Source organism: Amycolatopsis sp. NPDC104587 (assembly GCF_055583645.1).
In genome coordinates this window covers 35,697-47,883 of record NZ_JBVJNO010000026.1, presented here as the reverse complement: position 1 = coordinate 47,883, position 12,187 = coordinate 35,697, and the positions used below count along the sequence as shown (strand labels likewise).

Genomic DNA, 12,187 nt, shown 5'->3' with positions numbered 1-12,187 from the left:
ACGGACCGCCTGGTTTGTGACGAAGATCTCGGACACTCGCCGAAAGGCCGTTTTCGCATCGTGGAAAACGGAGGTCGCCCGTGTTCGTGCAAGACGTGACTCCCCTCGGCTCGCTGGGCCTGTCGGCGCTCGTCGCCGTGCTGCCGCTGGCCACCGTCCTCGTCCTCCTCGGCGTCGTCCGGATGCGGGCGCACCACGCCGCCCTGATCGGGCTGCTGGTCGCGCTCGTCGTCGGGATCGCCGCGTTCGGGATGCCGATCGTCCAGGCCGTCTCCGGCGCGCTGTCGGGCGCCGCGTTCGGGTTGTGGCCGATCATGTGGATCGTCGTCAACGCGCTGTGGGTCTACCGGCTCACCGTGCGGACCGGGCACTTCGACGTCCTGCGCCGCTCGTTCGGCCGGATCTCCGACGACCCGCGGATCCAGGCGCTGATCATCGCCTTCTGCTTCGGCGCGCTGATGGAGGCCCTCGCCGGCTTCGGCGCGCCGGTCGCGATCAGCGCCGTGATGCTGGTGGCCGTCGGCTTCCACCCGGTGAAGGCCGCCGTCGTCGCGCTGGTCGCGAACACCGCCCCGGTCGCGTTCGGGGCGATGGGCACCCCGGTCGTCACGCTCGCCCAGGTCACCGGGCTGCCGCTGGAGCAGGTCTCCTCGATCGTCGGCCGCCAGACGCCGTTGCTCGCGCTGGTCGTGCCGCTGCTGCTGGTCATCATCGTCGACGGCAAGCGCGGCCTGCGCGACACCTGGCTGCCCGCGCTGGTCTGCGGGGTCGCGTTCGGGCTCGTGCAGTTCCTCGCGTCGAACTTCGTCTCACCGCAGCTGGCCGACATCGGCGCGGCGCTCGCCGGCGCGGCCGCGCTGGTGGCCCTCCCCCAGACCCGCCGCGCGGTGCCCGAGTCCGTCCGGATCGGCACGGGCGGCGCGGCCACCGGGGAGACGCCGCCGGAAGACTCCCGCGACGACGTCGTCAAGGCCTACCTGCCCTACCTCCTGATCATCGTGATCTTCTCGCTCGCCGTGCTGCCGCCGGTCAAGAAGCTGCTCGACAAGGCGACGTGGAAGTTCCACTGGCCGGGGCTGAACGTCGCGGGGCCGAACGGGAAACCGCTGTCCGGCAACACCTTCTCGCTGCCGTTCCTCAACACCGGCGGCACGCTGGTGCTGCTGGCCGGGATCCTGACGACGGTGCTGCTGGCGGTGTCGGCGAGCGGCGCCGCGAGCGAGTGGCTGGCGACGGTGAAGGAGCTGCGGTTCGCGATCCTCACCGTGACCGGGGTGCTCGCGCTGGCCTACGTGATGAACCTTTCCGGCCAGACGAGCACGATCGGCACGTTCATCGCGGCCGCGGGCGCGGGCCTGGCGTTCCTCTCCCCGGTGCTGGGCTGGTTCGGCGTCGCCGTCTCGGGGTCGGACACGTCGGCGAACGCGCTGTTCGGTGCGTTGCAGGTGACGGCGGCGAACAAGACGGGCCTGCCCGCGGACCTGCTCGCCGCGGCCAACAGCTCCGGCGGGGTGCTCGGCAAGATGGTCTCGCCGCAGAACCTCACGATCGCGTGCGTCGCCGCGAACCTGCCCGGTGAAGAGGGCAAGCTCCTGCGGAAGGTGCTGCCGTGGAGCGTCGGGCTGCTGCTGGTGATGTGCCTGATCGTGTGGGGTCAGAGCACGCCGGTGCTCAGCTGGATGCTGCCATGACGTCGTGGGCGGCGATCGTCTGCTTCGCGGAGCGGTTCCAGCTCCACCAGCCGTGCACGACGAGCCCGGCGAAGACGATGTAGATCGCGGCGGAGAAGTAGAGCCCGGACGAGATCTGCAGCGGCACGCCGATCGCGTCGACGACCAGCCAGACCAGCCAGAACTCGACGAGCCCCGCACCCTGCGCTCCGAAGGCGACGAGGGTCCCGACGAAGATGGCGGCGTCCGGCCAGGGCGCCCAGGACGCGTGCAGCGCGTCCAGGACCAGCGCCATCACGGTGGTCCCGACGACGAAGGCGCCGAGCATGGCCAGGCGTTCGACGAGCCGTCCCTGCCGTACGACGACGCCGAACACGGGGTCCTGGCGGCGCGTCCAAGCCCACCAGCCGTAGACGGAGATGGCGAGGATGGCGACCTGCCGGGCAGCGAGCCCCCCGAGGTGCGCGGAGACGTAGACGGCGAAGAGCAGGACGGTCGCCCCGACCTGCACGGGCCAGGTCCACAGGGTGCGACGCTGAGCGAGGAACACCACGGCCAGCGCGAACACCTGCCCGGCGAGCTCCGCGATCGAGATCCACTGTCCGAGCACGGTGATCCCGTGGTGCAGCAGGAAGTCCACGACACGCCCCTTTCGTTCTCCCGCTCCAACATGCTCCGCGGAGGGTGAATTCCCCAGAGACTGTGAGCGGCGAGACATCCCGAGGCGTGGGACCAAACCGCCCCAATGTGGCCTTGGGTGCGTCTGACGCACCCAAGGCGGCCTTCGGTGCGTTGAACGCACCGAAGGCCACATTGGGGCGCGGGGGTGCGGCAGGCAAGGGCCCGGCGGCTTCCCCGTCCGCCGGGCCCGTCCCGTGAACCACTGAGCCCGCTCAGACCTGCGGGCGCTGCATCCCCGCCGGCGGGGTCGGGGTGTTGTCGGCGCCCACGGTCGCCCGCGGCGGGGCGCTCGTGCCCATCTCGCCCGTGCGCTGGGCCGGGGTCTCGGCCAGCTGCTGCTGCATGTTCGCCATCCAGCCGCGCCAGCGGTCCTGGGCCGGCTTGATGAGGCCGCCGCCGAAGCCGACCACGATCACGCCGCCGATCGTGGCCAGGACCGCGATCAGGACCGGGCCGGTGATCGCCGTGGCGATGTTCACCTGGCCGAGCGCGGCGATGATGCCGAACGCCATGATCAGCCAGTACGCGCCGGTCGCCAGGTAACGGCCGGCCGGGCGGCCCGACATCGCCGACGAGACGACGTCACGCACGACCTTCGCGATGGCCGCCGCGACCACGATCAGCACCAGCGCGACCACGATCCGCGGCAGGAACGCGATGATGTCGTTGAGCAGCTGGCTCACCGGGTTGGTCGGCCCGAACACGCCGAACGCCAGCTGCAGCGCGATCAGCAGAATGAAGTAGTAGACCAGTTTCACGAGGATCCCGGCCGCGTCGATCTTCTGCTGGCCGATGCTGGCGGAAAGGCCGGTCTTCTCGATCAGCTTGCCGAACCCGACCTTTCCGAGGACCAGGCTCAGCCCTTTCGACACCGCCTTCGCGATCAGCCAGCCGATCAGCAGGATGATCAGGAATCCGACGAGTTTCGGCACGAACGTGGCGACGAGGTTCCACGCCTGCCCGAGTCCGTCCTTCAGTTGCTGGCCCATGTCCGACTCCCTCTAGGTGTTCGCACCGAATCACGATTCGGGTGGTGCGCGCTGTTGTGCACCGGATCGTTGATCAGGTACCCAGCCGCGGCAACTCGTGCGCCCCACGATCGAGTGAGACGACTGGCGCGCGAAGATCAGCCACGGCCATACTGGTTCTACCGGTGGGGACCGGGGAGACGAGGCCGTCCGGCGCAGCGTAAACCGCAAGCGCCGGGCGGCCTCGAGCATTTACCGGGTATACAAAAATCCGGCCCCCGGAAGCCGAAGCTTCCGAGGGCCGGATGAACGACCGGCGAACTTCAGGCGGCGCGCAGGGCGTCGCGCAGTTTCACCTTTGCGCCACTGCGCATCACGGCGTTGCGGTAGATCCGCGCGGCGAGCCAGATCAGCCCCGGAATCATCAGCACCACCAGCCCCACCGACAACACGGCTTCCCACACCGGGACCCCGCCCATCGCCAGCCGCATCGGCATCAGCGTCGGCGAGAACACCGGAATCACGGAAAGCACCTCGACAAACGTGTTACCCGGATCCGACGGCAGAACGGAAATGCCGACGACGTACCCGGCGATCACGAACATCAACGCCGGCATCGTCGCGCCGCCGACGTCTTCCTGGCGCGAAACCAGCGCACCCAGCGCGGCGAACACGATCGAGTACATGAAGAACCCGAGCAGGTACCACACGATCAGCCAGACGACCGTGCCCACGGCCGCCGAAACGGAAATGGTGAGCACCCCGGACGCCAGGCCGGCGATCACCCCGCCGGCCCCGATCACGAGTATCTGGATCAGCCCGACCACACCGATGCCGAGCACCTTCCCCGCCATCAGCTGCCACGGCTTGATCGTCGACAGCAGCAGTTCCACGACCCGCGACGTCTTCTCCTCGACAACGCCCTGCGCCACGCTCTGGCCGTTGAGCATCAACGACATGTAGATCAGGATGCCGGCGACGATGCCCAGGATCAGCTGCTGGCCGTTGTAGTCGTACGGCTGCTCCAGGGGTGGGTCCTCGATGAACGTCGCCGACGCGACCGCCGCCTGGAACTGCGCCGGGTTCCCGCCCAGCGCGGTGATCCGCTGGTCGAGCGCGACCTGGCGGGACAGCAGCTGCAGCACGTTCGCGAGCTTGCCGTCGAGGTCCTTCTTCACCTGGACGTGCACGCTCTTGCCGTCGCCGGTGAGCAGCGCGTCGATCGAGCCGTCGGCCAGCTTCGCCCGCCCGGCGGCCTCGTCGGCGACCTGGGTGGTGTCGATGGACTCGTCGACCGCCTGGCCGCCGGCCTTCAGCGGCGCGGCGAACGGCGCGGTCGCCGGGGTGTACCCGACGGTCGAGTCGGCGCCGTCGCCCCCACCCGAGATCAGCTTGACCAGCACGATGCCGACCACGATCAGCAGCAGCATGATCACCGTGGTGACGCGGTAGGCCTTCGACTTCACGCGGGTGCCGATCTCGCGCGAGGCGACCAGGCCGACCGCGCTCATCGGGCTCATCCGGACGTCCGGGAGCGGCGTGCTCATGCGGGGACCTCCTCGGTCGTCACGACGGTGCGGAACAGGTCGGCCAGCGAAGGCTGTTCACGGGCGAACTCGCGCACCGGCCCGGTGGCCAGCGCGGCCTTGAGGACGTCCTGGTCGTCGGCGCCCTCGCCGAGCTCCAGCTCGGTGACCGTGCCCTTGTGGCCGAGCACCCGCACCCCCGGGACGCCGTCGGCCCAGCCGTCACCGGCCGAGGGGACGTCGACGCGCAGCCGGACGGCGCCGCCGGAGCGCAGGTCGCCGACCGTGCCGATCTCGACCATCTGTCCACTCCGGACGATGCCGACCCTGTCGCAGAGCCGCTCGACGAGGTCGAGCTGGTGGCTGGAGAACACGACCGGCACACCCTCGGCGGCCTTTTCCTTGAGCACCGCGCTCATCACGTCCACCGCGACCGGGTCGAGGCCGGAGAACGGCTCGTCGAGCACCAGGATCCGCGGCTCGTGCACCAGCGCCGCGGCCAGCTGGACGCGCTGCTGGTTGCCGAGGCTGAGCTTCTGGACCTCGTCGTCGCGGCGCGCGGCCACGCCCAGCCGTTCGGTCCACTTCTCCGCCGACGACTTGGCGTCCGAAGCGGACATCCCGTGCAGCCGGGCCAGGTAGGTGAGCTGCTCGCCGACCTTCATCTTGGGGTAGAGCCCGCGTTCTTCCGGCATGTACCCGATGTGGCGCCGGGTTTCGTGCGTCACCGGCTCGCCTTCGTAGCGCACCTGGCCGGCGTCGGCGGACAGCACGCCGAGCGCGATCCGCATGGTGGTGGTCTTCCCGGCGCCGTTGCTGCCGACGAAGCCGAACAATTCGCCCGGCCGGACGTCGAACGTCATTTCACGCAAGGCGACCACGTCGCCGTAGCGTTTGGAGATCGCGTCGATCTCTAAACCGGTCATTCCGGTTCCCCCATTCCTGGTCTGCCCTCGCCGGAGATCCTAGGCAGTACGTCCACGCCCCGCATACCGTCCGGCGTTGCCTTCGGCGGCTACGAAAGTTGCGGGCACGTAGGATCGCCTCCGCCATGGATGGAACGACCGCCCCGCGCCGGGTGCCCAAGCACCACGGACTGTCCGCGAAGACACTCCGGCGGCTCGAGCACGCGTCCGGCAGCCTGGCCAGCGCCAGTGTCGCGGTGATGGAACGGCGGCTGCCGTGGTTCGCCCGGCTGCCCGCCGACCAGCGCGCGAGCGTCCTGCTGATCACGCAGGCCGGCGCCGCCGGTTTTGTCAGCTGGCTGCGGGACTCGAAGGAAGCGCTGAAGCTCACGACGGAGGCGTTCCGCGACGCGCCGGCCGAGCTTTCCCGGTGGGTCAGCCTGCGTCAGGCGGTCGGCATGGTGCGGCTCGCCATCGAAGTCTTCGAAGAGCAGCTGCCCGAATTCGCCGCGAACGAAGCCGAACGGGCCGCCCTGATCGAGGGAATTCTCCGCTACGGCCGGGAAATCGCGTTCGCGGCGGCGAACTCCTACGCCGCCGCCGCGGAGGCGCGCGGCGCGTGGGACGCCCGGCTGGAGGCGCTGGTCGTCGACGGCATCGTCCGCGGGGACGCCGAGGAGTCGGTGCTCTCGCGCGCGACCGCGCTGGGCTGGGAGCCGTCCGCCGCGGCGACGGTCCTGGTGGGCAACCCGCCGTCGGAAGACCCGCCGACGGTGGTGTTCGAGGTCCGCAGCCGCGCCGCCCGCGTCGGGCGCCCGGTGCTGCTGTCGGTGCAGGGCTCCCGGCTGGTGGTCGTGGTGGGCGGGCCGACCGAAGGCGGCCTGAAGGAACGCGAAATCCTGGCCAAGATGTCGGTGGCGTTCGCCGACGGCCCGGTGGTCGCGGGCCCGACCGTGGCGACGCTCGCGGAGGCCCACCACAGCGCCACGGAGGCGCTGTCCGGGCTGCGCGCGGTGGTCGGCTGGCCCGGCGCACCCCGCCCGGTCCGTTCGGCGGACCTGCTGCCGGAGCGCGCGCTGTCCGGCGACGCCGAGGCCGAGCGCCTGCTGGTCGACCTGATCGCCCGGCCGTTGGAAGAGGCCGGCCCGACGCTGCAGCGCACGGTGGAGGCCTACCTCGAGTCCGGCGGTGTGCTGGAGACGTGCGCGAAGACGCTGTTCGTCCACCCGAACACCGTCCGCTACCGCCTGCGGAAGGCGGCGGACCTCACCGGCTGCCAGCCGACCGACCCGCGGGACGCGCTGGTGCTGCGGATCGCGCTCACCGTGGGCCGGCTGGCCCGCGCCCGCGGCCTCTGGTGACGGCCCGCGCGTGACCCAGATTACAGTGAACCCGACAAGGCTTCCGGGTTACGAGCGAGGTCGTCCGGCGCGTCTTTGGAGGTTTCCGACAAAGACGCCGGGCAGACACTGTGAGCGTCGGCATCACGGGAACCGGGCCCCAGCGTGTTGTCTTAGAGGGTGACAGCAGCAGTCCTCGCTCCCGGTCAGGGGTCCCAGGCCCCCGGTATGTTCACGCCCTGGCTCGACCTCGACGGCGCCCGCGAGCGCGTCGCCCAGTGGTCCGAGCGCGCGGGGCTCGACCTGCTCCGCCTCGGCACCGAGGGGGACGCCGAGGAGATCCAGGACACCGCGATCGCGCAGCCGCTGATCGTCGCGCTGTCGCTGCTCACCTTCGAGCACCTCCAGGCGACTGCGCCGGTGCCCGCCGACGCGCCGGTCGCCGGCCACTCCGTCGGCGAGCTCGCGGCCGCCGCGATCGCCGGGGTGCTCAAGCCCGAAGACGCCGTCGCGCTCGCCGCCGTCCGCGGCGCCGAGATGGCGAAGGCGTGCGCGCTCGAACCGACGTCGATGGCCGCGGTCATGCTCGGGGACCCCGAGCAGGTCGTCGCCTGGCTCGAAGAGCGGGGCCTGACCGCGGCGAACCGCAACGGAGCGGGGCAGATCGTCGCCTCCGGCGCCGCCGACGCGATCGCGAAGATCGTCGCCGAACCCCTTGACGGCACGAAGATCCGCGCTCTCAAGGTCGCCGGCGCGTTCCACACGCAGTACATGGCGCCCGCCGAAGAGGCGTTGCGCGCCCACGCCGCCGAGCTCACCCCGGCCGACCCGACGCGCCCGCTGCTGTCCAACGCGGACGGCGCGGTCGTCACCAGCGGGGCCGAGTACCTGGAGCGCCTGGTTTCGCAGGTCACCCGGTCGGTCCGCTGGGACCTGACGATGGACGGCCTCGTCGCGCTCGGCGTCACCCGCACCGTCGAACTCGCGCCCGCGGGCACGCTGACCGGCCTGGTCAAGCGGCAGCTCAAGGGCGTCGTGACCACTACCACCGCGCTGAAGACGCCGGCCGAACTGGCGGCGCTGCGCCAGGAGGACGCCTCGTGACCGACCGACCGGCCCTGAGCCTCAACCCGGGCTCCCGCGGGAGCCGCGTGCTGGGCGTCGGCAGCTACCAGCCCAAGAAGGTCGTCACCAACGACGACCTCTCGAAGCTGATGGAGACCAACGACGAGTGGATCCAGACGCGCGTCGGGATCATCGAGCGCCGCTTCGCCGAGAAGGACGAGCTGCTCACCGACATGGCCGTCGCCGCCGGCACCGCCGCGCTGGCCGACGCGGGCGTCGACCCGTCCGAAGTGGACACGGTGATCCTCCCGAACTGCACCATGCCGACGCAGATCCCGAACGCGGCCGCCCAGGTCGCCGCCCGGATCGGCATCCCGAGCCCCGGCGCGTTCGACCTCAACGCCGCGTGCGCCGGGTTCTGCTACGGCCTCGGGGTCGCCTCCGACCTGGTCCGCGCGGGCTCGGCGAAGAAGGTCCTCGTGATCGGCGCCGAGAAGCTCACCGACTCGGTGAACCCGACCGACCGCGCGAACGCGATCATCTTCGCCGACGGCGCCGGCGCCGCGGTCGTCGGCGCGTCCGACGAACCGCAGATCGGCCCGGTCTCCTGGGGCAGCGCGGGTGACCTCGTCGACCTGATCGGGATGACCGAGGACAAGTTCATCTACCAGGAGGGCCAGTCGGTCTTCCGGTGGGCGACCACCCAGATCGCGCCGATCGCGCTGCGGGCGCTGGAGGTCGCCGGGCTGAAGCCGTCCGATGTGGACGTCCTCATCCCGCACCAGGCGAACCTGCGCATCGTCGAGGCGATCGCGAAGAAGCTGCGGGCGCAGGGCGCTCGCGAAGAGATGGTCGTCGCCGACGACATCAAGTACTCCGGCAACACCTCGTCGGCGTCCATCCCCCTCGCGCTGGACCACATGCGCAAGGCCGGGACGGCGAAGTCCGGCGACGTGGTGCTGGCGGTCGGGTTCGGCGCGGGCCTGTCCTACGCCGGGCAGGCGTTCGTCTGCCCCTGACCACCGTTACGCTCCCCGCGGGCACTCGCCCGAGGGCACCAGACCCAAAGAAACACCGAGAAGGGAACTACCCCATGGCTGACAACGCTGAGATCCTCGCCGGCCTCGCCGAGATCGTCGAAGAGGTGGCCGGTGTGGCTCAGGACGACGTCACCGCCGAGAAGTCGTTCGTGGACGACCTGGACATCGACTCGCTGTCGATGGTCGAGATCGCCGTGCAGGCCGAGGACAAGTTCGGCGTCAAGATCCCGGACGACGAGCTCGCCAACCTGAAGACCGTGGGCGACGCCGTGAACTACGTGTCGGCCAACTCCAAGTAAGTCCTCTTCCCTCCTTGAGGAGACTCCCATGAGCAACATCGACGTCGTGATCACCGGTCTCGGCGCCACCACACCGCTCGGCGGGGACGTGACGTCCACGTGGGACGGTCTGCTGGCCGGGCGGAGCGGGATCCGGGCGATCGAGGCCGACTGGGTCGAGGAGCTGCAGCTGCCGGTCAAGATCGGCGGTCAGCTGGCCGTCGATCCGTCGGAGGTCCTCCCGCGGGTGCAGGCCCGCCGGCTGGACCGCTGCGAGCAGGTCGCGCTGATCGCCGCCCGCCAGGCGTGGGCCGACGCCGGGTACGCCGAGCCGACCGACGAACACACCGACGTCGACCCCGACCGCCTCGGCGTGTCGATCGGCACCGGTGTCGGCGGCCCGGTCACCCTGCTCACCCAGAACGACCTGTTGCACCAGCAGGGTCTCCGCAAGGTGTCGCCGCTGACCGTGCCGATGCTGATGCCGAACGGTCCGGCGGCGCACGTGGGCATCGACCTGAAGGCGCGGGCCGGGGTGCATTCGCCGGCTTCGGCCTGTGCTTCGGGCGCGGAAGGCATCGCGAACGGCGTGGAGATGATCCGCTCCGGGCGTGCCGACGTCGTGGTCGCCGGAGGCGCCGAAGCGTGCATCCACCCGATCACGCTGGCCGGGTTCGCCCAGGCCCGCACGGTGTCCACGCGCAACGACGACCCGGGCGCGGCCTCGCGCCCGTTCGACGCCAACCGGGACGGCTTCGTCCTCGGCGAGGGCTCCGGCGTGGTCATCCTGGAGCGCGCGGACCAGGCCAAGGCCCGGGGCGCGCGGATCTACGCGACGATCGCCGGCCACGGCATCACCTCGGACGCCTACCACATCACGGGCAACCACCCCGAGGGCATCGGCCAGATCGCCGCCATGCGCGCGGCGATGAAGATGGCCGGGGTCACCCCCGCGGACATCGGGCACGTCAACGCTCACGCGACGTCCACTGTGGTCGGTGACATCGGCGAGGCGGCGGCGATCCGCAACGCGGTCGGGGAACACCCGGTCGTGACGGCGCCGAAGGGCGCGCTCGGCCACCTCGTCGGCGGCGCCGGCGCGGTCGAGGGGATCATCACGATCCTGGCGCTCTACCACGGCATCGTGCCGGCGACCCTGAACCTGACCGACCTGGACCCGCGGGTGCAGCTGGACGTCGTGGCGGGCGAGGCCCGCAAGGTCGAGCTGACCGCGGCGATCAGCAACTCGTTCGGCTTCGGCGGGCACAACACCGCGCTGCTGTTCACCCCGGCGGCCTGAACACACTGACGAACGAGAAGGGGCCCGGCTTCGGCCGGGCCCCTTCTCGCGTCAGCACTTTTCGTGTTCGGGCGGCGGGCCCTTGTCGACGGAGTCGATCTTCAGGGCGGACTTCTCGACGATCACGGGCAGCACGAGCCGCCACTTGATGCACGGCTCCGGGAAGAACACGGGCGCGTCCTCGCGGTCCTGGACGCTGGTGAACCCGACCAGGACCCGCAGCGACGAGCCCGAGCCGCGCTCGATCCGGTAGACGAGCGCGTCACTGTCCTTTGTGGTGCGGACGCCGTTCTTCCAGGTCGTCTGCGACTGCTCCGCGATCCGCTGGGCGCTGACCACGGCCGTCCACTGCGCGTACTGCTTGGTGTTGATGGCCTCGAAGTACTGCTGCAGCAGCTTGCGGACGTCGTCGGCCTGCGGGTGCGCCCGCGCGTCGTCGGTCATCCCGACGGCGTCCGCCGCGGCCGGTTCACCGCCGCTGGCCGAGGACGGCGCCGACACCGAAGAGGACGTGTCGTCAGTGGGCTGGTCCGGCCGGCGGTAGAGCTCGCGAGCGAGCAGGCCGGCACCCACGGTCACGGAGAGCACCACGACCACGACGGGCACCAGCCAGCGCTGGCGGGAGCTGGGGGCGGGGCTGGTCACGCCCGGAAGCGTACCGGCCCCGGCCGCGGGACTCCGGGCCCGGACGCGCGAGCAGCCCGGCGCGCCGGGGATCACCCGAGGTCGCGCCGGGCCGCTCGCGGGAAACCGGTCAGCCCACCTGGTGCAGCCAGGTCACCGGAGCGCCGTCGCCGGCGTGGCGGTAGGGCTCGAGCGCCTCGTCCCAGCCCGCGGCGAGGAGTTCGTCGAGCTTGTGCGCGAGGGACTCACCCCCACGGGTCATGGCGACGAGGGCGCGCAGCTGGTCTTCGCCCACCACGATGTCCCCGTTGGCGCTGGTCCGCCCGTGCCACAGGCCGAGGCCGGGCGCGAAGCAGAACCGTTCGCCGTCGAGGCCCGCGCTGGGCTCTTCGGTGACTTCGAACCGAATCATCGGCCACGCCTTGAGGGCGGACGCCAATCTGGCGCCGGTGCCCGCGGGCGCGCGCCAGCCGCATTCGGCGCGAAGCTGACCCGGACTGGCCGGCTGCGCCGTCCACTTCAGGTCAACGCGGGCACCCAGGGTGCCCGAAATAGCCCACTCGACGTGCGGACACACCGCAGACGGCGACGAGTGGACGTACACCACACCTCGGGTGCTGCCACGGGTGCTCACTGCTACCTCCGCTTGTAACTCGACGAGGGACGTCTTCCCCTACGCCCTGAATCGAGTTGCAGCGCGGCCTCAGTGCGGCTCCCGAATACCGCCTCCGATGCGTTGTAGCACATTCTGCACCCCAACCGTGCTGTTTGGCCACATGAACACCACAAG

Annotated in this window: 12 protein-coding genes; 6 read left to right on the top strand and 6 right to left on the bottom strand. The window is 70.7% G+C overall.

The features are described from left to right. Window positions 1-80 precede the first annotated feature (80 nt). Window positions 81-1,691, top strand: a complete 1,611-nt coding sequence (locus ACZ61C_RS46580; RefSeq protein ID WP_465314421.1) for an L-lactate permease — start codon at window positions 81-83, stop codon at window positions 1,689-1,691. Here ACZ61C_RS46580 and ACZ61C_RS46575 read toward each other — a convergent pair. From ACZ61C_RS46575 to ACZ61C_RS46560, 4 genes are all read right to left on the bottom strand, one after another. Further along, the gene (locus ACZ61C_RS46575) at window positions 1,672-2,310 is read right to left on the bottom strand and encodes a nicotinamide mononucleotide transporter family protein (protein ID WP_465314420.1); all 639 of its coding nucleotides are present in this window, start codon (window positions 2,308-2,310) and stop codon (window positions 1,672-1,674) included. The two genes, ACZ61C_RS46580 and ACZ61C_RS46575, sit on opposite strands and share 20 nt — an antisense overlap. Window positions 2,311-2,563: 253 nt before the next feature. Then, window positions 2,564-3,340 carry a mechanosensitive ion channel family protein gene (locus ACZ61C_RS46570; RefSeq protein WP_465314419.1) on the bottom strand — a complete coding sequence of 259 codons (777 nt, stop codon included), beginning with the start codon at window positions 3,338-3,340 and terminating at the stop codon, window positions 2,564-2,566. Window positions 3,341-3,642: 302 nt separating this feature from the next. After that, a complete protein-coding gene (locus tag ACZ61C_RS46565) occupies window positions 3,643-4,866 on the bottom strand; it encodes an ABC transporter permease (RefSeq protein WP_465314418.1) in 1,224 nt (407 codons plus the stop codon). Then, entirely contained in the window at window positions 4,863-5,771 is a 909-nt protein-coding gene (locus ACZ61C_RS46560) for an ABC transporter ATP-binding protein (protein WP_465314417.1), read from the bottom strand. Before ACZ61C_RS46560 ends, ACZ61C_RS46565 begins: the two co-directional genes overlap by 4 nt. A gap of 125 nt (window positions 5,772-5,896) precedes the next feature. Here ACZ61C_RS46560 and ACZ61C_RS46555 point away from each other — a divergent pair, with 125 nt between their 5' ends. From ACZ61C_RS46555 to ACZ61C_RS46535, 5 genes are all read left to right on the top strand, one after another. Further along, window positions 5,897-7,111: a PucR family transcriptional regulator gene (locus ACZ61C_RS46555; RefSeq protein ID WP_465314416.1), complete on the top strand. Its 1,215-nt coding sequence runs from the start codon at window positions 5,897-5,899 to the stop codon at window positions 7,109-7,111. A 159-nt stretch (window positions 7,112-7,270) separates the two neighbouring features. Then, complete coding sequence (locus tag ACZ61C_RS46550; RefSeq protein WP_465314415.1) at window positions 7,271-8,194, top strand: ACP S-malonyltransferase; 924 nt, start codon at window positions 7,271-7,273, stop codon at window positions 8,192-8,194. Continuing rightward, entirely contained in the window at window positions 8,191-9,174 is a 984-nt protein-coding gene (locus tag ACZ61C_RS46545) for a beta-ketoacyl-ACP synthase III (protein WP_465314414.1), read from the top strand. Before ACZ61C_RS46550 ends, ACZ61C_RS46545 begins: the two co-directional genes overlap by 4 nt. A gap of 74 nt (window positions 9,175-9,248) precedes the next feature. After that, window positions 9,249-9,494, top strand: coding sequence for an acyl carrier protein (locus ACZ61C_RS46540; protein ID WP_004559006.1), 246 nt, complete (start codon window positions 9,249-9,251; stop codon window positions 9,492-9,494). A 28-nt stretch (window positions 9,495-9,522) separates the two neighbouring features. Beyond that, window positions 9,523-10,773, top strand: a complete 1,251-nt coding sequence (locus ACZ61C_RS46535; protein WP_465314413.1) for a beta-ketoacyl-[acyl-carrier-protein] synthase family protein — start codon at window positions 9,523-9,525, stop codon at window positions 10,771-10,773. A gap of 51 nt (window positions 10,774-10,824) precedes the next feature. Here the strand turns inward: ACZ61C_RS46535 and ACZ61C_RS46530 are convergent, their stop codons facing one another. Continuing rightward, window positions 10,825-11,418 (bottom strand): hypothetical protein, encoded by a 594-nt coding sequence (locus tag ACZ61C_RS46530; RefSeq protein ID WP_465314412.1) that lies wholly within the window; start codon window positions 11,416-11,418, stop codon window positions 10,825-10,827. A 109-nt stretch (window positions 11,419-11,527) separates the two neighbouring features. Continuing rightward, complete coding sequence (locus ACZ61C_RS46525) at window positions 11,528-12,031, bottom strand: DUF3145 domain-containing protein (protein WP_465314411.1); 504 nt, start codon at window positions 12,029-12,031, stop codon at window positions 11,528-11,530. Window positions 12,032-12,187 lie beyond the last annotated feature (156 nt).